The sequence below is a fragment of the Mycobacterium sp. NGS11 genome, from assembly GCF_059813315.1.
The window spans coordinates 60232-84170 of record NZ_JCALEJ010000020.1 but is presented as its reverse complement, the minus strand read 5'-3'; the positions used below and the strand labels follow the sequence as shown (position 1 = coordinate 84170).

Genomic DNA, 23939 nt, shown 5'->3' with positions numbered 1-23939 from the left:
AATCAGTTTGGGCAAACTAGGCCACCACGATAAGTATCTGGCGACCGAGCAGGTCGATGGAACGATCGTGTTGGAACCAGCGGTCATCCTGAGCGCCGCGGAACACGCTTATCTACGAAATCCATCGCTGCAGCGGCAAATTGAAGACAATCGAGCCCATCCAGAGCGGCGGCGCGGGAGGCCCTCTCGTCGAGCTTAGGGGGCGGCGGCGAGACATTGCGCAGTTTAGGATCGACTGATGCTCACTGCGTTGTTCATCAATCACACGAACCGCTATTTGCACCCGTCCTGCCTTGAGCTTATCGAGGTGTCTGCGCCCGATGAACTGGCCACGTTTCTGCATGCGGCCCCGCCAACTGACCAGTTCGTCGAAAGTTTTGCTACCAGCAGCGGTTTCGGCGCTCTTGATTTTTGGTTCAGTCCATGGCCTAGGCCGGTACCTCGGGATGTGAACCGGCCCGCCACCGCGCTACTACTCTCAGCCGGAAAATTCACGGCTCGGACTGTTCCGCTCCTGCGGGGCCGCGTCATCGTAACGACACACCAGACAGACGGCGCCTTAGCGGGGCTGACCGATGAACAGATCCGGGCTGTCGTACGGCACGCGAATAGTTGGCGCGGCCCCGTGCGGCTTGACTGGCGGTGCGCTGCCGACGACCGGGCGCAGCGACGTCGCCGCAAGGCCCAGCGTCTCGCCGACGAGCGAGAGACGTGGGACAAGTTCGCTACACGATGCCGGCATTACCGCACGCATAAGTAACTGACGACGAAGATGTCTTCTTCAGATGGATCCGTTGAGCCCCGTGGCTACACATGATGCGGGTGAAGTCGACCGGCATTGTCCGCGTTGCCTATCTGGAAACCTTCAAGTTCGGCCGTGATGCCGTGCTGGCGGCGATGGATGCTGCCGGGTTGGATGCGTTCACCGCCGCTCTAAAGCATGCGTCCGCGCACGCCGTCTCACAACTCGAGTGTGACGGGCGGCGGCTTCACACTTTCCGACTGGAGGACGGCGCCGGCGGCGTCGACCTGCGCGACGGGCGCGACGATCGCGTTGAGTGGCGACTGGACCAAGCCACGGCAGACGAAATCGTCGGCATGCTCGTGGTCATGGGAGAGCACAATGCGCCCTGCCATAACTACGTCGACATCCTCACACCCGCGGACACCCTCGTGTTGTCCCTCGACGAGTACCTCAAACCCAACGCGGTGGTCCACACGTCACCATTTGGTTATTTCTGAAGCGTTCGCGCCGACGAGGGACGAAAGCGGGTTGAACGACCACGAACCTAATAGCGGCAGAGTTTCGTCACCTGACGAATTGCCGCTTCCGGGGCAGGAACGAGGTGAATTGTCACACCCAGGAACGAGAATATGGGCATGACTTCACAGGTAGAGATCGTTGGCCCCCGAGAACTTCGGCCGGGCGATGAGATTGTTGGCCGGCAAATCCACGGCATGAACGACAAGGTGTGGCCAGGGCAAGAGTGGATTGTCGAAGCCGTGGTTGCCGAGCACCCCATCGTCGGCGGCGAGTGCATTCAACTGCGCCGCCGCGCGGGCGATCCGCCTTGGTATGACCTGAACCTTTGGAACGGACAGGAGTATTTCGACGAGAGTCTGTTTCACATACGACGGGGATGACCGAGACGTTTTCGGCGCGGGGTCTGGACCTTGGCTAGGGATGAATCCAGGTTATGGGTGTGCGCGGTCGATGGGATACAGCCGAAACGTGCTTATTTTGCAGGCTCTTAAGAGCGACGCAAATCGAAACAGTCTGTGCGAGAAGGTAACTGGTAACGGTGCGTGTTCGACAGGTGCGAGTTGCTGTGTGCTGAGCGGGGGATAGCTCTGGGTTTAACCGCATCTGAGTCCGGTAAGGACGCGTTCTATGGCGGCCTGGAGATCGCTGCGGATGCGTTTGCGTTGGCGGGAAGGTGCTTCAGCGAGTGCGATGCCGGCGTGGGTGATCATCCCGGAGATGACCTCGGTCATTGCCGCGATTGGCATGTCATCCGGATAGATCCCTGCCTGGACGCCGCCTAGTAGCAGTTGGCGCACGTTGTGGTGAGTGTACTGGCGTTCGGACTCTCGCCAACGCCTCCAGCCCAGGCCGATGGGCCCTTCGAGATAGATCAGCCGCCCTGCGATCGGATCTGCGCAGATGTCCAGCGTTGCTTCGAGGCCGGCAATTGCCGCTTCCCAGGTTTCGTTCGGGTGTTCGGCGATAGCTTCGTAAACTTTCTGCTGGGCCACCTCGTTGTGGTAGTCGATCGCCGCTTCGAAGAGGCTCTGTTTGTCTGAGAAATGATGATAGACAGCACCTTTGGTGACGCGGACCACCGCGGCGATCTGGGTGATCGATGTGGCCGTGAATCCGTGCTCGGCGAACGCCTCGGCGGCCGCAACAACCAACGCCGCTCGCGTCTGCTCCGCATATTCCGTACGGCGACTCTTGACAGTGTCCACACCCGAGAGAATAGTCGATCGCATACTCACGGTATGTGACATTACCTGAGTACTCAATAGCTGAAGGACGGCTGCCTATGGATATCGCCGAACTTGAAACACACCGTCACCACGCCATTACCGGATCCGGTGCGGTCAGTTATCTCGACGTCGGACGAGGCCGGCCAGCGGTGTTCATTCACGGTCTCATCACCAACAGCCTGCTGTGGCGTCACGTGATTCCACGAGTCGCCGGCGAGAACCGGCGCTGCATCGCCCTAGATTTGCCCGGGCATGGACACACCCCGCCGGCTTCCGCAGACGCGGATGTGTCGTTGACCGGTCTGGCGCAACGGGGCATCGAACTATGCGATCACCTCGGGTTAGACCACTTCGACCTGGTGGCCAACGACACCGGCATCGCGGTCGCGCAAATCGTCGCCGCCCACCTCAGTGACCGCCTGACAACGTTCACCTTGACCAACGGAGACACCGAAGGAAACACCCCGCCCGCCCTTTTCAAACCCGTGTCAATTGCAGCGCGCACGGGACTGTTGGCCACACTGGGACCACGTATCGTCGCCAGTCGCCGGCTCCAGCTGGGCGGGCTGAAGGCCGGTTATCCGCATCCAGGTCGCCTCCCGGCGGAGGTGGTCGATGCCTACTACCGCCCCGTCTTCGGAACTCCGCAATCCTCCCGCGCTTTTGCACGCCTGACCGCAGCCATATCGAACCACGAGCTGGCCGCCGTAAGACCCCAACTAGCCCAACTGAAGGTCCCCACACTCATTGTGTGGGGAACGGGTGACCTACTTTTCCCGCTGAAATGGGCGCAACGACTGGCCAAGCTGATCCCCGGCACCACCAAGATCGCCACCCTCGATGGCGCTCGAATGCACTTCCCGGACTACCGCGTTGACGAATTCGTTCCGCACTTGCAGCAACATTGGGCCGAGTGGCGCGAACGATGAAGATGCTGAGTGAACGCTGAATCATGAACGGTGCGCCCTCTGATACCTCCTATGACCGCATAGGTCAGGGCTACAGGCGGTTTCGCAAGCAAGACCCTCGAATCGCGGCCAGGATCGTGGCCGCTCTCGGCGATTCTCGGACCGTAGTGAATGTCGGCGCCGGCACGGGTTCGTATGAGCCAGCCGACCGTCTCGTGCTAGCCGTGGAGCCCTCCGCAGAGATGGCCAGACAGCGGCGCGCAGATGCGGCGCCGTGCATCAGGGCAGTTGCTGAGTCTCTACCACTGTTGGACCAGAGCTTCGACGCCGCCATGGGCATCCTGACTATTCACCACTGGTCCGATCCCCTTGCCGGATTGCGTGAACTTGCTCGGGTCGCTCGCCGAATCGTCCTGTTTGCCTACGAGCCCAAGGTTCACAACGCTTTTTGGCTCTGGCAGGAGTACTTCCCGGCCGCCGGCCGCGCGTCGGCAGCCTCCGAGTTGCCTGTCGAGCAGGTTGCGGAGGTCATCGGCGCCGATCGGGTCGAGGTCGTTCTCGTGCCGCACGACTGCTCCGATGGCTTCGGGCCGGCCTATTGGCGTCGACCGGCCGCGTATCTTGACTCGGATGTCCGGCGTTGCATCTCCGGGTTAGCGCGGCTCCGGCCGGACGATCTTCAACCCGGACTCGAGCACCTACGTCAGGATCTCGATACAGGCGCCTGGCGGGCCCGCCACCCAGATCTCCTTGATCTCGAGGCCATCGATGCAGGACTGCGCCTCATCGTGCGGGAAGGCCCGTGAACGGATTTGCCTGCAGTTACGGGGTATGCGTCTGAGTTTTGTTGTAGCACTGAGTAATTCGTAGACCATTAACGGTTGTTTGCCGATAATTTATCTTATGGTCAACCAGCTCGCCGACAACGTGGGTCGGCGGAATACGGGACGCGGCCGCACCGCCCGCGGACGTCAGTGACCCTCAGGAACACCATCGACGGCTGTGACCCATGGTCGCCGAGCGCGAAACACGTTGGGACGCTGACTATTTCGGCGTGCTGGCCGTTGCGGACCGCACATGGTAGATACGTCACCGTGACGATTATGCTGCCAATAAGGTTGTGCGCCAGCATGTTCTGGCACCTGTCATGGATAATCGTGATTATCCATGAAATATTGCCGCATATTGCATCAGATGAATCAATGTGGTGTCCCGCCCTAGCAGAAGTGGCCGTTGACTGACCCGTTAGATGACGCCTAGGTGCAGCAGTTCGGGTCGAGCGCCGCACACAACGCCTGCAACGCATCCGGGCGGACCCGATGAAACACATTCATCCCGCGCCGATCCGAGATCACCAGACCCGCCTTACGTAACTGCGTCAGATGATGGCTGACCGTCGATTCGCTGAGATCGAGCACCGCGGCCAGCTCGCCGGAAATCTCTTCACCGGCAGACGAGCTGAACAGATACGACACAATCTTGACCCGCACCGGATCAGCCAGCGCTTTGAGCCGCAGCGCGATCGCCAACGCATCGGCGTCACTCATGGGACCTGAGGCCACCGGGGCGCAACACACCGGCGCCGTCGTATCGATTACCGGCAACGCTTTGGGCATCACACCATCCTGCCACAAAGATTGACATATATCGAAAAGGTGGGCATGCTGGCCACATACCACCAGTTCGATATATGTCTCACAACTCGGAGGTTCGCTGCCATGTCACGCGTTCAACTGGCCCTCAACGTCGATGACCTCGATCAGGCAATCACGTTCTATTCCACGCTGTTTCACACCGAGCCAGCCAAACGCAAGCCCGGCTACGCCAACTTCGCGATCGCCGATCCGCCGCTGAAGCTGGTGCTGTTGGAGAACCCGGGTCAGGGCGGGTCGCTGAACCATCTCGGGGTCGAGGTCGGCTCCAGCGAGGTGGTGCACACGGAGATCGCCCGGCTCACCGACGCCCAGATGTTCACCGAGGAGGAAATCGGCACCACCTGTTGTTTCGCGACCCAGGACAAGGTGTGGGTCACCGGGCCTGGCGGTGAACGCTGGGAGGTTTACACCGTGTTGGCCGACTCCGACAGCTTCGGTGTCAGCCCCACCCAGCCTCAGGCCGAAGACGGCGGGCCGGGTGTGTGCTGCAGCAGTACAGCCAATGCCGCCGACACCGCGGCGCCGGCGACGTCGTGTTGCTGATCACCGAGCGAGACTGGGTGAACGGGAGAATCCCATGACTGAGACAGCCGCTGCTCAAACCTCCACGGTGGCACGGCTTTCCACGTTGGATCGGCTGTTGCCGGTCTGGATCGCGGTCGCCATGGCTACTGGGCTGCTGCTGGGACGCTGGGTGCCCGGCTTCAATACCGTGTTGCAGAAAGTGCAGGTCGATGGGATCTCGCTGCCCATCGCACTGGGGTTGCTGATCATGATGTATCCCGTGCTGGCCAAGGTCCGTTACGACCGCCTGGACACCGTCACCAGCGATCGCCGGCTGCTGATCAGCTCGCTGCTGCTGAACTGGGTGCTGGGCCCCGCGGTGATGTTCACGCTGGCCTGGCTGCTGTTGGCCGACCTGCCCGAATACCGCACCGGGCTGATTATTGTTGGGCTGGCCCGCTGCATCGCCATGGTCATCATCTGGAACGACCTGGCCTGCGGAGACCGCGAAGCCGCGGCCGTGCTGGTCGCGCTGAACTCGGTCTTCCAGGTCCTCGCCTTCGCCGCCCTGGGTTGGTTTTACCTCTCGGTACTGCCTGGCTGGCAGCACCTGCCCCAAACCACCATCGCCACCTCGCCGTGGCAGATCGCCAAATCCGTGCTGATTTTCCTGGGCGTCCCTCTAGCGGCTGGTTACCTGTCGCGTCGCTGGGGTGAAAAAGCCAAGGGCCGCACCTGGTATGAGACCCGGTATCTGCCCGCCATCGGGCCCTGGGCACTCTACGGGCTGCTGTTCACCATCGTGATCCTGTTCGCCCTGCAAGGCCACCAAATCATCACCCGGCCTTGGGATGTTGCCCGCATCGCAGTGCCACTGCTGGCGTATTTCGCCATCATGTGGATCGGCGGCTACCTTCTGGGTGCTGCACTCGGCTTGGGCTATGCGCGCACCACCACCCTGGCGTTCACCGCCGCCGGCAACAACTTTGAACTGGCCATCGCCGTGGCCATTGCCACCTATGGCGCTACCTCAGGCCAAGCCCTGGCCGGCGTCGTCGGACCCCTCATCGAAGTACCGGTGCTCGTCGCCCTGGTCTATGTCTCGCTGGCGCTGCGACCACGCCTCTTCCCCACACCACCAGCCGTCGTTGTTGCCCCCAGGAGCGTCCACAGATGACCGGCACTCCCAGCGTCCTGTTTGTCTGCGTGCACAACGCTGGCCGCTCCCAAATGGCCGCCGCGCTGCTGACCCATCTTGCCGGGGATCGCATCGAAGTCCGTTCCGCGGGAACAGAACCCGCCGATCAGATCAACCCGGCCGCCATCGCAGCGATGGCCGAACTCGGCATCGACCTCACCGCCGCGGCCCCGAAAATCCTCACTCCCGACGCCGTGAAATCGAGCGACGTCGTGATCATGATGGGCTGCGGCGACACCTGCCCCTACTTCCCCGGAGTCGCCTATCGCGACTGGAGACTCGACGACGCAGCAGGCCAATCGCTCGACACCGTCCGCGCCATTCGCGATGACATCGCCGAACACATCCACGCACTGATTGCTGAGCTTCTCCCCACCACCAACACCGCATAACGCCGCCGACACACCCAACGGCCGACCCCGACCCCCGAGCCATCGCACCCACCGGGCGCGCCCGAATACGACGAGATCGAATATGCAGCTTTACCGGTAAGGGGAAAGCGATTGTCGGGGCTATTGCGTTGCACAGCACTGGTTTACACGCTACAGGTCCATCACCATCCGAAGGGCCGCGTCGATGCGGCGCATCTCGTTGAGGCTGAGATAACCCACGCTGTTGCCGAGCCTGCCGGGATCGACCGCCGCAGTTTGCTCAGCCAGCACGCGCGTGACACGGCCGTCGATCTCGACCTCGGGCCGAAAGCTTGCGGCCCGTGCTGAGGTAGATGTCGGCGCTACGAGCCATGTCGATAGCGGCAGTTGATCGGACTGGACTACGACGGCATATCGCGAGCCGGACTGCTCGTGGCCGCGGGCAGGTCGTGGAGCGCGCAGTCGGAAGACCTCACCACGCACGCAGCGTCTCCATGTCGCGAAGCACCTGCATGACCTCGGCGCGGTCGGCCTCGTCCGCAGCGAGCTCCTCCGCTTCAGCGCGAATCGTCGTGGCAGCCTTTCGGCGGGCGGCGTCGATGAGGGCCGAGCGAACCGCCGTAGATACCGGTGTGCCGTCCCTGGTCAATGCAGCAAGCGCCCGAGACGCATCCTCATCGGGTCGAAACGTGATTGTGTCAGCCATGCCCGTAGCGTACTACAAATTGTAAGACACCGACTCTTCGTTGTCGTCAGGTCAGGCGAATACGCGGAGATCGAATGTGCGGCTTGCCCGGCGCATCGCGTCGGCCGGATAGTTAACCCGATAAATCGGCGAAGGCCCAGCGGCGACTTTGGTCGATGCCACGTAAGGGTGGCGCGAGAGCTTGATCGAGCGCACGACGCCGGGTGTCGATTCCGATGGACGGCTGCCGCTCGAAGGTCTATCTGCGTTGCGCGCAGTGTATTCGGCAAACTACACATCCACCCTGCCCTCGTGCGGCGATCTCGGAGTGCGCTGGGGCGGCGACAGGCATTTCGGCAGCTAGCGCAAAACCGACAGTTCCGAGCGCGACTATCGCGGTCACGGCAGCCAATCTTCTAATCTGGGTTTACGATATCCTACCCAGCCAGGGTAGGGTATTTTGTACGTCGCGAGGCGAGCGATCTCCGTTTGGCTACGGTGCTGCGCAAGGTCAAGGCGGTGGTGGAAAGTCATAACGCGAAAGCGGTCGTATTTTGGCAGGTGGTCGAGTATCGGTGCGATCTTGTCGACTGCCGGGGTGCTCTCGGCGCCGCTTGCAGAAGCGGATCAAGCTGATGATGCGTTCATAGCGACACTTGAACAGCATGGACTCATCGTTACTGATACCTCGGCGTTTATCGCGATGGGCCGCGCCGCGTGCGGCCGATTGGATAAGGGGCAAACCCCGGTCGCAGCGGCGCTATCTGTGGCAAGGGACAGCGATCTATCACCACATGAAGCCGGTTACTTCATCGCCTCATCGATCAATTCCTATTGCCCGCAGCACAAAAACCTGTTGCCGCGCCATAGCGAGCAGCCCGACAATTAGACTTGGCAACCTTTCATCCGGCGTTCTGCCTGCATGGTTAGTGACAAGGGCCGTGGCGTTGAGACTCAGACCCGGGGCCAGAATTCGGGCGTCGAGATTTTAGGTGCAGCGGTACAGTCACCGGTCGCTGATCGACGTGGTCGGGCGGGTAAAGGGGCCGGCAAAACCGTGGGTGGTCACGCGTCGACACCCACATCAGCCGTTGGCGAGATATGGTGCAGTTCACCGACGTGATGAGCGATCACTGCCCGCGGTGCAGCGCAGCGCATTTCACGATGCTGACATCTAGCCGCGGTCAGCTGCCGTCTTCTCCATGCCGGGCCGCGGCGGGGTCCCAGGTCTTGGGCACCATCGGCATTGTCGGGGCGCCACCGAGCTCGTCGCCTCCCAGTGTCGCCAATCCCGCCGCCTGTTCGACGACGTCGCTGCGCGCCATCCCGGCGACACCAAATGGTCCGGCTCCCTGCTCCGATGCCGCAGTCGGCGCGCCCCAGTCCGGCTCGAGCTCAACGTTCATATCCATGACCTCGTCGCCCTCGCCGTGCTGTACCGTGCGCCGACGACGGCGCGCCCGCGCCTGCTCCCGCGCGGCCGCTGGCGCGGCCGCGGTTTCCGCACTGGGCTCGGGCGCTTTCCTTTTCGCGATGGAGCCCGCGCCGGTTTTCATTTCTAAGCCGAACCCTAAGCCGGGACCGCCCACGATGTAGGGGAAGGCGAAACCCGCGGCGCCGACGGTCGAGGGTGCCGATGGCGGCGGCGCCGGCGGGCCGCTGCTTGCCGCGGGTGCGGATGTCGGCGTCGCGGCGGATGCAGGGCCAGGGCTTACCGCTGTCGATGTCACCGGGGTGAGCCCGATGGCCGGCGCCGGGGGCTCGGTCTCTGCCGGAAGCGGTACCGAATCGGCAGTTCCAATGGGGATCGCCGCCAAGCCGGCCAGGCCGCTCGCGCCTGCCAGGGCGACGATCGCCCCCAGGTTGGCGATCGCCAGCCCCAGTGCCATCGACAGCAACTGCGGGGATTGGGCGAGATAGGAGACAACCATCTGGAGGTGGAACATAAAGTCGGCTTCCATCAGGGACAGGATGGCCGGTAGCTGTCCCGGGTTTGTCAGTAGGGTGTTCCCAAGCGTCTGAAATTGCTGAGCGAGCTCGGACGCCCACTCCGCGTAGAAGCGTGGGTCAGACGGGCAATAGACGGTCTCGGTTTCGCCGGTCCAGGGATCAGTTCTGGTGCCGCAACCGTTGTCGACGCTATTGCTGTCGGATTTCAGGATCTGCGGTGCTGGGGCAGCTGGTGGCGTTGATGCCACCGCCGTGCCGGAGACCGCTTGGTAGGTGGCCATGGTGGTGGCTGCCTGGATCCACATCCGCTCATAGTCGGCTTCGTTGAGCGCAATCGGGATCGTGTTGATCCCAAAGAAATTCGTCGCCACCAATGTCGCGTGAGTGGCGTGGTTTGCGGCCAGCTCGGGCAGGGTCGGCATGGCCGCTACCGCGGCAGTGTAGGCGGCGGCCACGGTCTCATGTTGGGCGCTCACTGCGGCGCTTTCGGTGCTGGCCTGCATCAACCAAGCCAGATACGGCGCGTTCGCGCTGACGTACGACTCTGCACTCGGACCCTCCCACACCCCGCCCTGTACCCCGGCGAGTATCGCGGTGAGTTCGTCGGCGGCCGAGGCGTATTCGGCACTCAATGAGTTCCACGCCCCCGCGGCCGCTAACAGCGACCCCGGGCCTGGCCCAGCACTTAACAGCGCCGAATGCACCTCCGGCGGAGAGGCCATCCAGATCGGTGCGGTCATAAGCAGCGGCCCGCGATCGAATGGGGTGACGATGACGCCGCATCGGGTACGCAACTCGTGCCCGGCTCCCCCGCCCCGACACCGTAGCGATCGAGCTGCTCGGTACGCCGAGCCGGCAACGTCTGCTCGCCGCCACGAACGCTCAACGCGGTCACGCTGTGCAGCGGCGGCACCAGAGCGACCTCCGCCGGCACCACCGCACTATCCAACAAGACTCCAGGTGCGACCGCTCGGCAAGCGGCCAACGTACTAACGCCCACGCCGGCAGCGGCGAGGTCTTCAGGAACGACGCGCAACGTCATGACAGACACTCTCGGTAGCGAACTCGGCCGAATCCGATCTTATTGAATATGACTTTCATTATCGAATCAATACCAACACGCTTACTGCGTGTGCAAGTGGTGGTGCAAAGAGGCCGGCGCCGTCGGGGTGGCCGACAGATCGCTTCTCCTTGTCAGATGGCCGCACTGGTCTGTACCCTCTAGGGGTATGGGGTACATGTCGGGGCGGGTCAAAGCTCAAGACGTGGCACCCCGCTGTCTGTCGACGCCTGACAAGGCGATCGCGGACACGCGGAGGCAAGCCGTTTTAACGCCGCGACGGGTGCGAGTCCTTGCTATGGCGGTCGGCGTTGCGGCGGTCGCGCTGTGGGTGCTCGTTACTGGGGGGCACTCGGATTTGCGTTCCGCGTCTGCTGCATCTCACCGGGCGCACGCCTTGGTCACGTCGCTGGGCTCTGAGTTCAGCGTTAGCGCCGGTCATGGGCACCTTGTCAGCAGTGACTCCTCGGGTGCACATCCCGAGGCGTTTGCGGCCGCGGTGTTGCCCAATTCGCCGGCGACCGCCGTGGTGGGGCTGGGTGTCGTGGTGGCGGTGGCCGCCGCTGTGGGTTTGTGCTGGGAGCGGGTAATGCTGGCCGGGCGTGGCCCGCCGGTTGCGCCCGCGACTGCCCTGACGGGTCAAGATCTGTTGACCCGGTTGTGTCTTTCTCGTCGCTGATTGGTCAGCGTCAGGCCGTGGTGCTCTGAGCACCGCCGGCCGGTGACCGCTGCCCATGTCAACGGCCGCGCCCTGTGTCGCGGCGTGCACGCAGAAAGCGACGATCCCATGACCAACAACACCAACAATGTCGTGCCCCTGAAATCCCTGAAAACCCTCGCCCCGCGCAGCACGCGGCCCTTGACCCTGGTGCAAGGGCGGCACAGCGCCGGACAGTGCCCACCCGCAGCGGGCAACTACCAGCAGCCCAACGCTCTGGTGGGCAACACCCCCGTGTTGCGCATCTCCGCGCCGCTGACCAGCGCCGACCGCGGATTTTGGGCCAAACTCGAAGGAGCCAATCCCGGCGGCAGCATGAAAGACCGCCCCGCCCTGCACATGGTCGAACGCGCCCGGGCCCGCGGTGAGCTGCGCCCGGGAGGCCACATCGTGGAATCCACCAGCGGATCCCTTGGACTCGGGTTGGCGCTGGCCGGCATGGCGTATCGCCACCCGGTCACCGTGGTCACCGACCCCGGCATGGAACCCATCGTGCAAAACATGCTGCGCGCCTACGGCGCCCAAGTCGATCTGGTGACCCAGCCGCACCCGGTCGGGGGCTGGCAACAGGCCCGCAAAGACCGCGTCGCCCAGCTGCTGGCCGCTGACCCCCAGGCGTGGTCCCCCAACCAATACGCCAACCCCGACAACGTCGAGGCCTACCGGCCGCTAGCACTCGAGCTGCTCGACCAGCTCGGACAGGTTGACGTGCTGGTGTGCTCGGTGGGCACCGGCGGCCACTCGGCCGGGGTGGCAAAAGTACTGCGCGAAGCCAACCCCGACCTGCAGGTAATCGGGGTCGACACCATCGGCTCCACCATCTTCGGCCAACCCGCAGCCACCCGGCTAATGCGCGGGCTGGGCTCCAGCATCTACCCCCGCAACGTCGACTACCCAACATTTACCGAGGTGCACTGGGTCGCCCCCGCCGAAGCCGTATGGGCCGCGCGCGCCCTGGCCGCCACCCACCACGCCACCGGCGGCTGGAGCGTGGGCGCAGTCGGATTGGTCGCCGGCTGGGCCGCACGCACCATGCCCGCCCACACCACCATCGCCGCGGTCTTCCCCGACGGCCCACAACGCTACTTCGACACCATCTACAACGACGACTACTGCCGCACCCACGGCCTGCTCGACCACCTCCCCCCGCACGAGCCGGCCATCATCGAGGACCCGACCCAACAAGTCGTACAGTCCTGGACCCGCTGCACCACCATCATCAACCCCACCGGAACACCGCAATGAAGGCGTTTGTCGAACAGTTCGGCAGCTTCGAGCGGCCCGCCCGGATGCTGATGATCAACCAGTTCGGCATCAACCTGGGTTTCTACATGTTGATGCCGTACCTGGCGGCCTACCTCGCCGGACCGCTCGCGCTGGCCGCCTGGGCCGTCGGGCTGGTGCTGGGGGTACGTAACTTTTCCCAGCAGGGCATGTTCGTCGTGGGCGGCACGCTGGCCGATCGGATCGGCTACAAGCCATTGATCGTGGCCGGCTGTCTGCTACGCACCGTCGGGTTCGCGTTGCTGATCGGGGCGCACTCGTTGCCGGCCGTGCTGATCGCCTCAGCGGCCACCGGTTTCGCGGGCGCATTATTCAACCCCGCCGTGCGGGCCTACCTGGCCGCCGATGCCGGTGATCGCCGCGTGGAAGCGTTCGCGGTGTTCAACATCTTCTACCAGGCTGGGATCTTGTTGGGTCCGCTGCTCGGAGTCATGCTGGTGGCCGTCGACTTCCGCATCACCGCGGCCGCCGCGGCGGTCATTTTTGCGGTGCTGACGGTGGCCCAGTTACTGGCGCTGCCCCAGCAAGGCACCGGCCGGGCGCCGCAGAAAACCTCTATCCTCGACGACTGGCGGGTGGTCCTGGGCAACCGGTCTTTCCTGCTGTTCGCGGTGGCGATGATCGGCTCCTACGTATTGTCTTTCCAGGTCTATCTCGCACTTCCGCTGCAGGCGTCATTGCTGACAACGCGTTACCAATCACTGCTCGTGGCAGGGGTTTTCGTCGTCTCAGGGCTGGTGGCGGTCGTCGGCCAGCTGCGCATCACCCGCTGGTTCGCCGCGCGGTGGGGTCGCGGGCGCATCCTGGCCATCGGCGTGGCCATCCTGGCGGCCTCTTTCCTGCCGCTAACTCTCGTACCCGACGGTCAGCCCTATGGGACCGTTCCAGCGACGGTTGCGTTGCTGATCTCGGCGGCCATGCTGGCGGTCGGCTCAGCCGCGGTCTTCCCGTTCGAGATGGATACCGTCATGGCGTTGGCCAAAGGCCGACTCGTGGGCACCCATTATGGGTTCTACAACACCATCGTTGGGGTGGGAATCCTGGCCGGCAACCTCGCGACGGGCTGGCTCATGGATACAGCACAACAGCTGGGACTCGGCGAAATAATCTGGGCAGGACTCGTTTTCGTCGGTGCTACCGCGGCTGTGGCCTTATACCGGCTTGACCGGGCGCACCACCTGGAGGCCAAAGCCACAGCCGAAACCCATGCCGGTCAACCGGTAACGGATGCCTACCCCGCTTCGGAAGTCCGCTGGGATCGACAGGTCGGTGTCCCGCCGACGAATCAGTGCGAGGCTATTCAGACGAGCCCGGGTGTCGAGGTATCATATGCCCGTACGGGGTAGAGGCACCCTGGTGTGCGTTAACTACTATCGAGGCACTGTGGGGTGAACGGACCGACACGGTTGCGGTTCCGCACCGCCATGGCCACTATGGCCACGGCGGTGGCGATGCTGCTTGGCGTTGCCGCACACTGCCCTGCGCTTCGGCCGGCACCGCCCACCTATCAAGAACCACACGTGTTGCTCACGTCTGCGGGCGATAACCAGAGCCTCAAAGTCGCGAGCCTGCATGTGCGCGCCGACGGCTCGGTGCGCACATGCCCAGCCAAGGCGCTCGCACTACCGGCCCTACCGCAGCCCTCCACCGCGTTAGCTGCCCTTGGAGTCGTGACGGTATTGGCCGCCCTCGCCGGCCCGCTCGCGCAACGTGTGGCACCGACCGGCCGGGGCCCGCCACGTGGGCCAAAAACTTACCTCACCGGTCAAGGTGTCTTGACCCGGTTCTGCCTCGCTCGTCGCTGATCGGTCAGCGTCAGGCCGTCGCGTCTCTCAGCACGACGGCCGGTGACTGCGCCACCATGTCAACCACCGCGCGCCACCGAGCGGCTCAATGCGCAAGCCACGATTGCGAGACCAGCCATATGCTGCCCATTCCGCGCCGCCGGGGCTCGACACAATGCCAGCCCCGATCGGTGATCGGCGACACTTCGGTCGCGAGGTATCTCAGCATCCCTCGCGTCGACGAATGACCGAATCAGTAACCACCTCAACGAACTTCATCCAATAAATCCTGACACATCCGAAAGAGGGAAGGCCCATGTCATTCTTGACGACACAGCCACAAATGCTGGTGGTGGCGGCCTGCGATTTGACAGGTATCCGACCGGCGATGCACACCGGCAATACATCCGCGGCTCCACCGAGGGTGGGAATGGTTACCGCCGCCGCTGATGAGGTATCGGTACTAACTGCGTCGCAGTTCACCGCGCACGCGAGCTTGTATCCAGCAGCGAGCGCCCATCCTTCGGTGGTTCATGACCTTGTCGTGAGTGCGTTCGGGTCCAGTGTTGGTTCGTATGCGGCAACCGAAGCCGCCACCGCGACCGCTGCCAGATAAGGAGTATGGCAATGGATTTCGGGATGCTCTCACCGGAGATCAACTCCGCCAGAATGTATTTCGGTCCTGGCTCAGGGCCGCTGCTGGTAGCAGCCGCCGCGTGGGACGGGCTGGCCACCAGCTTGTACGGTGCGGCGACCTCCTACGCCTCGGTGATATCAGGTCTAGTCGGTGGGCTGTGGCTAGGTCCGGGCTCGGCATCGATGGCGTCCGCGGCGGCACCGTATGTGACGTGGATGAACACCACCGCCTCCCTGGCCGAGCAGATGGCTGCCCAGGCTAGCGCTGCCGCAGGCGCCTATGAGGCGGCGTTTGCGATGACGGTGCCGCCAGCGGTGATCGCGGCCAACCGCAGCGTGCTGATGTCGCTGATCGCGACAAACATCCTGGGGCAGAACGCGCCGGCGATCGCGGTTACCGAAGCCCACTATGCGGAAATGTGGTCCCAGGATGCCGCCGCGATGTACGGGTATGCGGGTGCGTCAGCCAGTGCGACGAAAGCGGTCCCGTTCACCGTGCCGCAGCCCACCACCAACACGGCCGGGCTGACCGCACAGGGGACCGCGGTCGCCCAAGTCGCCGGCACTTCGGCCAGCGCGGACACGCAGGCGGCGCTGTCACAGGTAACCTCGGCGGTGCCCACCGCGCTGCAGCAACTCTCGTCGCCCCTGTCGTCCACATCTTCACCGTCGTCGCTGTCATCATTGAGCTCGTCATTGAGCCCTGTGAGTACCGGCATGTCAATGACCAGTTCGGTCGGGTGGATATCGAGCTCGTTGCTGTCAAACGCGAACCAGGTGAAGAATCTGATGCCGGCCGTGGCTGCCGCCAGCACTGCGGCTTCGGGATCGGGTTTGACGGGCGGGCTCGCTTCCGGGCTGACAGGCGCGCTCGGTTCCGGTGCGGTGGGGTCGGCGGGCTCAACAGGATTCGGCGGAGCAGCCGTGTCCGCGGGTATGAGCCGGGCGGCTTCGCTCGGAGCGTTGTCGGTGCCGCAGACCTGGGCCGCGGCGGCTCCGGCGTTGAGCCCCACCGGCGCGGCGCTGCCCACAACCAGCGTGGGGGGCGCTCCAGGGGTCGGAGCAAGTGGTCCGGGAAGCCTGTTGGGCGCCCCATTGGGGGGTTTGGCCGGGCGCGTCTCCGATGCCAGCGCTGCCGCCGATACCCGGTTCTTGCCGAGGGTCACCATACTGCCGCCCTGGCCAGAGGGCGGATAGCAAACGAAAGAGACCATTAGTCTGATTCGGTAGGCCGTCCGGTAGCCACCCGTTACTCAGCCCGGCCAGCACAGCAAGCCGCCAAATGAATTGCCAGACAAAGAGATGCAACCCCCTCAGGACCCGACTCAATGAGATGCGAGCGAAGGCGGGCCGATTCGGCGTGCACACCTAGATCCACGCCGGCCCGTCCGAGACGGCCTCGTCGGGGTGGTCGGGACGCGATCTAGGTGGGACATCAGGCCAGGTATGGGAGGTTGGCGCTGAGACCAACAGCGTCGCTCAGACACGCATCGGCACAGGATCGCCGTCAGCATGAACGCACTCGATACAGGCGTCGATGCATCCGGTGAGCATCGCAGGGCCGATCTGCCCCAATGAGTGCAGATCCGTTGCCGCATTTCGCTTGTGATGCTCTCGGCGGCCCCGTAGTCTCCCCTGGCATCAGTGCGTTTTTGAGCCGTCCCCTCTGCCCGCACGTCAAATCGTGCGCGGCAGATCCCGTGCAAACCGGCGCAAGAGCAATGCTGCTGTCGTAGCGAAGCCGGTGCTTAGGCCGATCCACACTCCCGGGCCCTGCACGTGCGCCGGGAAGGCGAGCAGCAGCATCGCCGGCAATCCCACCAACCAATACCCGACCGAGGTGGCGCGCAACCCGGCGGCAGTATTTCCGATCCCGCGGAGCAAGCCGACTGCGATATTTTGCGTAAAGTCCACGATCTGCTGAACTATCGCAAAGAGCAGAAAGAGCTTGGCCAACACCATAGTTGACGAATCGCTAGGACTGAGAAATGGCCGTAACACGATGCTTGGCGCCCCCACGTACACCAGCCCGATAACGGCCGTGGTGAGCCAACCGAGCACGATCGCCGCGGTGGCTACCTGCTGGGCATGTTTTGGGTCGGCTCTGCCGATGGCGCGACTGATGAGAATTGATGCCCCATGCGACAGGCCGATACTGACCTGAAAGGCAATGCGGGTCAATTGGGTCACCACATTGTGTGCGGCCAACGCGATCGGGCCGAAAGCACCCATCACCACGGCCGCAAGCGAAGTGATGCCGGCCTCGGAGCCGTATGTCAGCGAAATGGGGATGCCGAGGCGAACGATGCTGCGTGCTGTTGGCGCGTCCGCCTTCAAGCCATCGATTGACAAGAGTGGGGCAAGGTGATCGTCGCGGCGAAGAATGACGTAGAAGGCGGCGACGGTGATCACCTGTACCAGCGTTGTGGCCAGGCCGATTCCGGCGAGCCCCAGCTTTGGGATGCCCACCAGGCCGTAGATGAACAAGAGGTCTAGTGCCGCGTTCAGTGCGATGGAGGCGATGCTGACGGCCAACAGAGGACCCGGTCGGCGCATGCCGACACTGAACTGGCGCAAAACGTTGAGCCACACCATCGGGATCAGTCCAGGAGCCAGGGCGATCATCATTGGCCTCGCGAGGCCCACCACTTCTTTGTCGAGCCCGATCAGCGGCAACACATAGCCCAATCCGATCAGCGCAACTCCCAGGAGCACGGCCGCCGCCGTGGCCACCAGAACGGCTGATCGGGTGATCTGGCGTATTTCGGCTTGTGCCTGATCATCCGGAAGCGTGCTGCCCGAGCGTGTTTCGCCTCGCCCGGCCGCCCCCGCGACCAGGTTTCCCACGGCGGTCACCACGCCTACGCACATGGTACGCATCAGGTTGTATAAGGCTGCTGCCAGTCCTCCCGCCGCGATCGCTTGGACCCCGATGAGCCCCATCAAAGCCAGATCCGTTGTGGTCAAGGCGACTTGGGCGAACTGGACACCGGCGATCGGTGCCGCCAATGCGGTCAGTTGCCGGCTGGTCCGCACCACCGAAGCAACTCGTGCCCTAGGGGTTTCATCCACGGGCGGACGGCTCACAGATGATGGCCGTTCTCATCGAGTCTCCAGCGGAACCGGCCGTCATCGAGGCTCACCGCAACCTTGGGCGGCAATGGGCGTTGGTGAAATGGCGATTCGTTCTTATCCATCTGGTAGCCAGCCGTATTGGGGTAGATCAGCAGGTCGCCACGACGCGGTTCCCGCGGCAAGACGACCTTGCGCCAGGTCAGCATGTCATATTCCAAGCAGCTGGCTCCACCGACGCAGGCTCGGACGGGCCCCGTCGGCTCAAGCCTGCCGCGGGCTTGCTGCGGCCACAGCAGCGGATCGGGCAGGAATTCGCTGGACTTCCACTGCTCCGAGAGGCTCATGCTCAACCCGTCAACGGTAACAATCCCGTAGTCGCCCCGCCGCTTGAAACCCTGGACCGGGAAAACGGTGAACCCTGCCCCGTCAAGCAACGCACGTCCTGGTTCAACGAGCAGTTTGGTCTCTGTCTTGGCGAGTGTTTCGCCCACTGTGCCCGGGCCGCAGTCTGTGTCGCTGGATAAAATCGCGGCCAGCATTTCCGCCCCGGTGGGTGACTGATGATAGGGGTAGAAATGGCTGAACGTCTTGGCGCTGTGAAAGTCTGCCTCACCGGCGTCGCGCAAGAACCGCGACCATGTATCGGCGTCGAGGTAACTGACCGCGAACCCGCCGCCGATCGAAATCGCCGTGGCCGCCAATCCGTGTGCTCGCGCCTGCACGACGCGCTCGACCAATTGGACCGCCAGCTGTGCACGGGGTTTGACCTCGTATCCGTTGAGGTGAAAAGAGAACCCTTCCATAGACACTCGGGACCGCTGCAGGGCGCACCGCTTCATCGCGATATCAAGTTCAGCCGCATCGAAGCCGAATCGGCTGTAGGGGTTGGCATCCGGGAGCACCCGCAATAAGATGCGGACCATCTCGCCGCGGCGGGCCAAGGAGATCGCCGTGTCGAGCTCGTCATGAGAGTCGACAGCGATCAAACAGCCGTGGCGAGAGGCCAGCCACAGCAACTGCTGGCTTTTGGCCGGTCCGGTGACCACGATGTCGGGACCGCGCACACCGCGCGACAGCGCATGAACCAGCTCCGGTGCGCTGGACACATCGACCCCGGCGCCACTCTCGGCGCACACCGAAAGCCAGCATCCAGCCTTATTCGCCTTTTTGGCGAAAAACACTTGTCCCCGCACTCCGGATGAGGCAATGACGTCGGTAAAGCCCTTGAGGTTGCCGGCGAAATGTGGCGGAAACAGCACATGGAACGGTCCGCCTACCGCATGAGCAATCTCGCCCAACAACGCATCGTCGGCGGTGATCTGTTGGGACCATGGCGGCGTTATCGCGGGCAGCGACAAGGGACTTCGCGTTAGCTCCACAGCCGGATCTCCTGTCCACGGCCCAGCGCGATCGCTTGAGTAGCCAGCGCATGCGCCACCGGGATGTCAGTGATCGCCATGCCGCTGTTGAACACGAAAACCCGGTCGGCCTTGTCTCGTCTGGCAGGCGCTGTCCCGGCAAGGATGTCGGGCAGCTCGGCGTCCAATGGCAACGAGCCATCTTCATTGGCGAAGCGGGTACCGGTCACCGCCAGCTGGCCCGCGGTGGTGGCCACTCCGTAGTCGGCGTCGCGCAGCGACGACGGGTGCACCCCCGTGCCGTTCACCGAGATAAACAGCGCCCCGGGTTTGAGCCAACTGGTGCGCAGTTTGACCTCGGTGGCCGGGCCCGCCGACGTCGCGACCATGACGTCGGCTTCGCCTGCGGCTTTCTCAGGATCGGTCACGAGCTCGATGTCTCGGTCAGGGTGCTGCTCGCGAAGATAGGCGCGCACTGCGGCGACGCCCTCGGGGTGGGTGGCGAATAGCAGCAGCCGCTCCAAGTCGGGCAGCGCGGCAAGCAGGAATGGAAACGTTTCCCTGCCTTGTGCACCAGAACCGCTCACCAGCGCGGTCTGCGCCCCGGCGGGGGCACACGCCGCGGCGATCAGCGCAGTACTGGCCGCGGTTCGCAGCGTGGTAACTCGGGTGCAGTCCATAAACGCAATAGGCACACCGGCCTTATCGTCGTACAACATAATGGTGATGTATTCTTTTTTGCCTTCGTCATTTTGCATGTAATAATCTTTGAAGGCTAAGATTTGCAGCCCGCCGTCATAGCCGGGCATCGCATACGACGCCGAATCTCGATGCGGTGAACGCATCATGATCTTCGCCGGTGCTCGCGACGAGCCTTGGGCCACTCGCAGATACGCGCCCCGCACGGCTTCGATCACGTCCCGCGGACTGATGGGAAGGTCGGCGATGTCGCTCCGAGTAAGCAGCGGCAGCGCAATGCCCTCACGGGACAGGATCTGCTGCACCGGCTGGCTTGCTATTGCAGAGTTCATATGTCGAGTTCCGTTCTTGTTGTTTGTGTCAAAACGTGGTGGCAGGTTTTGGATTGTTCGCTTTACGTGCGTGATTCGTTGTCGCGCTTTTCTCGTGTCGGATCCCCCCGAGTGACCGGTGGCGGCCCTTGCTACAACGACCCTGCCTGGAGCCCTGTTCGGCGCTGCTCTAGACGCGATGCTGGGCCACAGGCTGCTCTATTGCGCAGGGACGTCGCCACCGGCTCAACTCCTCCATCAAGTCGATTCGGGCACGCCCTAGCTGATGGCGACCACCTCGTCGCGGTCCAGCAGTCCCAGCAATGCGGGCATATCGCTGAGCTCGGCAACGCCCTGCCGACACGATGCGCAACCATCCAGGTGCGCCTCAAACTCGTCGCGGTCGTTCGCAGACAGTGACCCCAGCACATACGCGGCGTCCCACATCGCGCAGTGGTCACTGCCGTCTCCGGGTGGCCGGCCGCCACGCCGCGCGGAAGGCGAGGGCGTGTCACTGCCCTTCCCCGTAGCGGCTGTCGCAGCACTGGCAGCTCGTGATGCATCCGCAACAAGGTCGGCGCGCATCGTTGTACTTCGTTGTTGGTGATTCATTTTCGGACCGCCTTCATGCGGAAATCTTCTCGTCTTCGCCGACCTTCTCGCTGGGAAACCGCGCATGCGAGTGCTGATCTCCGGTGAGGTGCGGAGTCATGGTGGTGGGATCGACGACGGTGGTGCAGCGGGTCCAGCGTTCAACGACGGTGTCGGTCGGGGTGGCGATCTGCTCAGGCCCGCTGGATGGGGTCGCATCGAGCAGGCCGTGCTGACGGCAGTAGTCGTCGTTGTAGATGGTGTCGAAATAGCGTTGCGGCCCGTCGGGAAAGACGGCTGCGATGCGGGTACCGCGCGGATATGTGCGCGCGGCCCAGCCGGCGACCAACGCCACCGCCCCCACGCTCCAACCACCGCTGGTGTAGTGGGTGGCGGCCAGCGTGCGGCACGCCCACACCGCCTCGGACGGCGCGACCCAGTGCACTTCGGTGAACGCACCGTAGTCAACGTTGCGCGGGTAGATACTCGATCCCAGCCCGCGCATCAACCGCGAGGTCGCAGGTTGCCCAAAGATGGTCGATCCGATGGTATCCACGCCGATCAACTGCAGCTCGGGGTTGTATTGACGCAGCACTCGGGCCACCCCGGCTGAGTGGCCACCGGTGCCCACCGAACACACCAGCACATCGATATCGCCGACTTGGTCGGCCAGCTCCAAGGCCAGCGGCCGGTAGGCGTCGACATTGTCGGGGTTGCTGTACTGATCCGGGCACCACGCGTCGGGCTCGGCGTCCAGCAATTCGACGATGCGGTCCTTGCGTGCTTGTTGCCACCCACCTATCGGATGGGGTTCGGCAACTAGATCCACCTGTGCCCCGTAGGCGGCGAGCATGTGCTGGATGATTGGCTCCATCCCAGGATCGGTAACCAACGTGACTGGATGGCGGTACACCATGCCCGCCAACGCCAATCCCAAACCCAAGGTCCCGCTGGTGGATTCGACGATGCGGGAACCAGGAAGGAGCTCGCCCCGCAGTCGGGCGCGTTCGACCATGTGCATCGCGGGGCGGTCCTTCATACCGCCAGGGTTGGCACCTTCGAGCTTCGCCCAAAAACCGCGGTCGCCGCTGCCGAACGGCTCTGAGATCCACAACACCGGTGTGTTACCGACCATGGCGCCTACCCGGCGATAGCGATCCGGGCCATGGTGGCATTTTTGCGGGGTGGAACGAAACCTATCGGGGGCAACCGGATACCGGCATGGGGTGCGATCGCGTGAGCCGTGCAGGGTGTCGATGGACAGGACAGAAGTCATGTGATCCTCGCTTGAGCATCATGCCCGCCACAAAGGCGCGGCAATTTGTCAAAGGCAGCAGCCACCGGCCATCTGCGCCAAGGGCACAACGGCCTGCCGCTGACCAATCAGCGACGAGCGAGGCAGAACTGGGTCAACCGATCTCGACCCGTAACAACAGGAGCCAGCCCACCCGGCGGGCCCCGCCCGGCCGGCACCACAATGCCGCCGAATACACCGGTGATAGCGAGCACCGCCGCTACTAGCCCGAGCGCGACCAATGTGGTGTCCGATCGCGACAGCACGGCGGTAGCGAACTGCTCGGGATGGTGCGATTGTGGCGACCCATCAACAAGATGCGCGTGATTGACATTGACCGCAAATTCGGCGCCCAGCGACGTCAGCAGCGGGTGCGCTACGTGTGCCGCATGGCGTTCTGCCGACAACGCACCACCGTGAATGCCCACCGTGACCAGCGCCCACATCAGGGCCGCCACGACGATGGCCGAGCGGATTCGCAGACGCCTCGTGTCAGTGGGCGGAGCTATACGCTGGGGTTTTTGGATCACATCGGCTGCCGGCCCGAAGAGTCGAACGCCGAGATTGTGGCTATCAACCGTGCCCACAAGCGTCCGGCCCAGCGGGGCGAACCCGCTCACGGCATATGCTGGCGGTGAGCACGACACCGCACGCCGGACATCCATGCACTGGAGTTTATACCCCCCGCTGGTATCGAGTAAAGGACCCTCATCAGTCGTGGCCATAACGTTAGCCGGCTTGCAAAAGGGCGCGGCAGCCTACACTCAGGCGTACACCCCTTCCCCGCTTGAGAGGCGGCGCGTGATCCGTGCGGACCCGCCGAGGCGTCGTGCCGGAGAAACGTTAGACGGCAAATCCTCCCGCAGGGAATTAGGAAAGCGATAATCACGACTATGCCAACGAAACCGGTAGGACCAGTCTCAGAGTCAGAACAGCACGGCTACATCTCCAATAAGGACCGCTACCTGGATCGGCTTCGGCGCATCGAAGGTCAGGTCCGCGGAGTCCAACGAATGGTGGAAAATGATCAGTACTGCATCGACATTCTCACGCAAGTGAGCGCACTGACCCGCGCCGCTCAAGCCGTTGCCCTAGGCCTGCTCAACGATCACCTCAAGCATTGCGTCCTTGACGCCGCCCAGCTCGGCAACGACGAAGCAGAACTCAAACTCAAGGAAGCCTCCGACGCCATCGCACGACTTGTGCGTTCGTAATCATGATGACCACGCGCCATGGGGAACCGACGACGGCTTTGACCGGCATTCGGCGTAATCGGTAAGGAAGTACCAGACGACCCTCAGGTCGTCTCCATACCACGGGCACAGCGTCGAATTCCCCACTATCGTCGGCGGTCGCCGATCATCCTGC

24 protein-coding genes and 2 pseudogenes are annotated in these 23939 nt (G+C 63.4%); 14 read left to right on the top strand and 12 right to left on the bottom strand.

Annotated elements, in window-relative coordinates; translation table 11 throughout:
- Window positions 1-822: 822 nt before the first annotated feature.
- Both AC5Y4T_RS19725 and AC5Y4T_RS19720 read left to right on the top strand, forming a co-directional pair.
- On the top strand, window positions 823-1242 hold the full coding sequence (locus tag AC5Y4T_RS19725) for a hypothetical protein (protein ID WP_499954961.1): 420 nt from the start codon (window positions 823-825) through the stop codon (window positions 1240-1242).
- Between the two features lie 138 nt (window positions 1243-1380).
- Complete coding sequence (locus AC5Y4T_RS19720) at window positions 1381-1644, top strand: hypothetical protein (protein WP_142383317.1); 264 nt, start codon at window positions 1381-1383, stop codon at window positions 1642-1644.
- A 213-nt stretch (window positions 1645-1857) separates the two neighbouring features.
- On the opposite strand, the gene AC5Y4T_RS19715 is transcribed toward AC5Y4T_RS19720, so the two are convergent.
- A complete protein-coding gene (locus tag AC5Y4T_RS19715; protein WP_499954958.1) occupies window positions 1858-2469 on the bottom strand; it encodes a TetR/AcrR family transcriptional regulator in 612 nt (203 codons plus the stop codon).
- A 77-nt stretch (window positions 2470-2546) separates the two neighbouring features.
- On the opposite strand from AC5Y4T_RS19715, the gene AC5Y4T_RS19710 reads away from it, so the two are divergent.
- Together AC5Y4T_RS19710 and AC5Y4T_RS19705 are read left to right on the top strand one after the other, a co-directional pair.
- A complete protein-coding gene (locus AC5Y4T_RS19710; RefSeq protein ID WP_499954956.1) occupies window positions 2547-3419 on the top strand; it encodes an alpha/beta fold hydrolase in 873 nt (290 codons plus the stop codon).
- A gap of 23 nt (window positions 3420-3442) precedes the next feature.
- Window positions 3443-4204, top strand: a complete 762-nt coding sequence (locus AC5Y4T_RS19705) for a class I SAM-dependent methyltransferase (protein ID WP_499954954.1) — start codon at window positions 3443-3445, stop codon at window positions 4202-4204.
- A 450-nt stretch (window positions 4205-4654) separates the two neighbouring features.
- On the opposite strand, the gene AC5Y4T_RS19700 is transcribed toward AC5Y4T_RS19705, so the two are convergent.
- A complete protein-coding gene (locus AC5Y4T_RS19700; protein WP_023870411.1) occupies window positions 4655-5014 on the bottom strand; it encodes an Rv2640c family ArsR-like transcriptional regulator in 360 nt (119 codons plus the stop codon).
- Between the two features lie 102 nt (window positions 5015-5116).
- On the opposite strand from AC5Y4T_RS19700, the gene AC5Y4T_RS19695 reads away from it, so the two are divergent.
- Both AC5Y4T_RS19695 and arsB read left to right on the top strand, forming a co-directional pair.
- The gene (locus AC5Y4T_RS19695; protein ID WP_023870410.1) at window positions 5117-5596 is read left to right on the top strand and encodes an ArsI/CadI family heavy metal resistance metalloenzyme; all 480 of its coding nucleotides are present in this window, start codon (window positions 5117-5119) and stop codon (window positions 5594-5596) included.
- Between the two features lie 34 nt (window positions 5597-5630).
- Window positions 5631-7147: pseudogene (gene arsB, locus AC5Y4T_RS19690) on the top strand (ACR3 family arsenite efflux transporter).
- A 150-nt stretch (window positions 7148-7297) separates the two neighbouring features.
- Here arsB and AC5Y4T_RS19685 read toward each other — a convergent pair.
- Both AC5Y4T_RS19685 and AC5Y4T_RS19680 read right to left on the bottom strand, forming a co-directional pair.
- Complete coding sequence (locus tag AC5Y4T_RS19685; RefSeq protein ID WP_023870407.1) at window positions 7298-7609, bottom strand: type II toxin-antitoxin system PemK/MazF family toxin; 312 nt, start codon at window positions 7607-7609, stop codon at window positions 7298-7300.
- Window positions 7599-7832: a hypothetical protein gene (locus AC5Y4T_RS19680; protein WP_023870406.1), complete on the bottom strand. Its 234-nt coding sequence runs from the start codon at window positions 7830-7832 to the stop codon at window positions 7599-7601. The genes AC5Y4T_RS19685 and AC5Y4T_RS19680 overlap by 11 nt, the downstream gene beginning before the upstream one ends.
- 562 nt (window positions 7833-8394) lie before the next feature.
- On the opposite strand from AC5Y4T_RS19680, the gene AC5Y4T_RS19675 reads away from it, so the two are divergent.
- Window positions 8395-8700: a DUF732 domain-containing protein gene (locus AC5Y4T_RS19675; protein ID WP_232512189.1), complete on the top strand. Its 306-nt coding sequence runs from the start codon at window positions 8395-8397 to the stop codon at window positions 8698-8700.
- 295 nt (window positions 8701-8995) lie between these two features.
- On the opposite strand, the gene AC5Y4T_RS19670 is transcribed toward AC5Y4T_RS19675, so the two are convergent.
- Both AC5Y4T_RS19670 and AC5Y4T_RS19665 read right to left on the bottom strand, forming a co-directional pair.
- Window positions 8996-10501 (bottom strand): PPE family protein, encoded by a 1506-nt coding sequence (locus AC5Y4T_RS19670; protein ID WP_044544470.1) that lies wholly within the window; start codon window positions 10499-10501, stop codon window positions 8996-8998.
- Window positions 10498-10710 carry a hypothetical protein gene (locus AC5Y4T_RS19665; protein WP_499954950.1) on the bottom strand — a complete coding sequence of 71 codons (213 nt, stop codon included), beginning with the start codon at window positions 10708-10710 and terminating at the stop codon, window positions 10498-10500. The genes AC5Y4T_RS19670 and AC5Y4T_RS19665 overlap by 4 nt, the downstream gene beginning before the upstream one ends.
- Before the next feature lie 409 nt (window positions 10711-11119).
- Between AC5Y4T_RS19665 and lpqS (AC5Y4T_RS19660) the strand changes: the two genes are divergently transcribed.
- The 6 genes from lpqS (AC5Y4T_RS19660) (at window position 11120) to AC5Y4T_RS19635 (ending at window position 16440) form a co-directional block, all read left to right on the top strand.
- Complete coding sequence (gene lpqS / locus AC5Y4T_RS19660) at window positions 11120-11500, top strand: putative copper homeostasis (lipo)protein LpqS (RefSeq protein WP_080688339.1); 381 nt, start codon at window positions 11120-11122, stop codon at window positions 11498-11500.
- A 108-nt stretch (window positions 11501-11608) separates the two neighbouring features.
- Entirely contained in the window at window positions 11609-12784 is a 1176-nt protein-coding gene (locus AC5Y4T_RS19655; RefSeq protein ID WP_031354457.1) for a PLP-dependent cysteine synthase family protein, read from the top strand.
- Window positions 12781-14169 (top strand): MDR family MFS transporter, encoded by a 1389-nt coding sequence (locus AC5Y4T_RS19650; RefSeq protein WP_095663112.1) that lies wholly within the window; start codon window positions 12781-12783, stop codon window positions 14167-14169. Before AC5Y4T_RS19655 ends, AC5Y4T_RS19650 begins: the two co-directional genes overlap by 4 nt.
- A gap of 78 nt (window positions 14170-14247) precedes the next feature.
- Entirely contained in the window at window positions 14248-14628 is a 381-nt protein-coding gene (lpqS, locus tag AC5Y4T_RS19645) for a putative copper homeostasis (lipo)protein LpqS (protein WP_459962328.1), read from the top strand.
- 295 nt (window positions 14629-14923) lie between these two features.
- Window positions 14924-15223 carry a PE family protein gene (locus AC5Y4T_RS19640; RefSeq protein WP_080688357.1) on the top strand — a complete coding sequence of 100 codons (300 nt, stop codon included), beginning with the start codon at window positions 14924-14926 and terminating at the stop codon, window positions 15221-15223.
- Between the two features lie 11 nt (window positions 15224-15234).
- Window positions 15235-16440, top strand: a complete 1206-nt coding sequence (locus AC5Y4T_RS19635; protein WP_080688362.1) for a PPE family protein — start codon at window positions 15235-15237, stop codon at window positions 16438-16440.
- Between the two features lie 480 nt (window positions 16441-16920).
- Here AC5Y4T_RS19635 and AC5Y4T_RS19630 read toward each other — a convergent pair whose 3' ends face one another.
- The 6 genes and pseudogenes from AC5Y4T_RS19630 to lpqS (AC5Y4T_RS19605) form a co-directional block, all read right to left on the bottom strand.
- Window positions 16921-18282: an MATE family efflux transporter gene (locus AC5Y4T_RS19630; RefSeq protein WP_033724619.1), complete on the bottom strand. Its 1362-nt coding sequence runs from the start codon at window positions 18280-18282 to the stop codon at window positions 16921-16923.
- A gap of 44 nt (window positions 18283-18326) precedes the next feature.
- Complete coding sequence (locus AC5Y4T_RS19625; protein ID WP_499954946.1) at window positions 18327-19676, bottom strand: Y4yA family PLP-dependent enzyme; 1350 nt, start codon at window positions 19674-19676, stop codon at window positions 18327-18329.
- A gap of 11 nt (window positions 19677-19687) precedes the next feature.
- Window positions 19688-20641 (bottom strand): ornithine cyclodeaminase, encoded by a 954-nt coding sequence (locus AC5Y4T_RS19620; RefSeq protein WP_031354489.1) that lies wholly within the window; start codon window positions 20639-20641, stop codon window positions 19688-19690.
- Between the two features lie 330 nt (window positions 20642-20971).
- Window positions 20972-21133, bottom strand: a pseudogene (locus AC5Y4T_RS19615) (anti-sigma factor family protein); the annotation flags it as partial.
- Between the two features lie 178 nt (window positions 21134-21311).
- Window positions 21312-22412, bottom strand: a complete 1101-nt coding sequence (locus AC5Y4T_RS19610) for a PLP-dependent cysteine synthase family protein (RefSeq protein ID WP_023870495.1) — start codon at window positions 22410-22412, stop codon at window positions 21312-21314.
- A gap of 248 nt (window positions 22413-22660) precedes the next feature.
- A complete protein-coding gene (gene lpqS / locus AC5Y4T_RS19605) occupies window positions 22661-23191 on the bottom strand; it encodes a putative copper homeostasis (lipo)protein LpqS (RefSeq protein ID WP_232525776.1) in 531 nt (176 codons plus the stop codon).
- A gap of 273 nt (window positions 23192-23464) precedes the next feature.
- Between lpqS (AC5Y4T_RS19605) and AC5Y4T_RS19600 the strand changes: the two genes are divergently transcribed.
- The gene (locus AC5Y4T_RS19600; protein WP_023870496.1) at window positions 23465-23785 is read left to right on the top strand and encodes a metal-sensitive transcriptional regulator; all 321 of its coding nucleotides are present in this window, start codon (window positions 23465-23467) and stop codon (window positions 23783-23785) included.
- The last annotated feature ends 154 nt before the right edge of the window (window positions 23786-23939 follow it).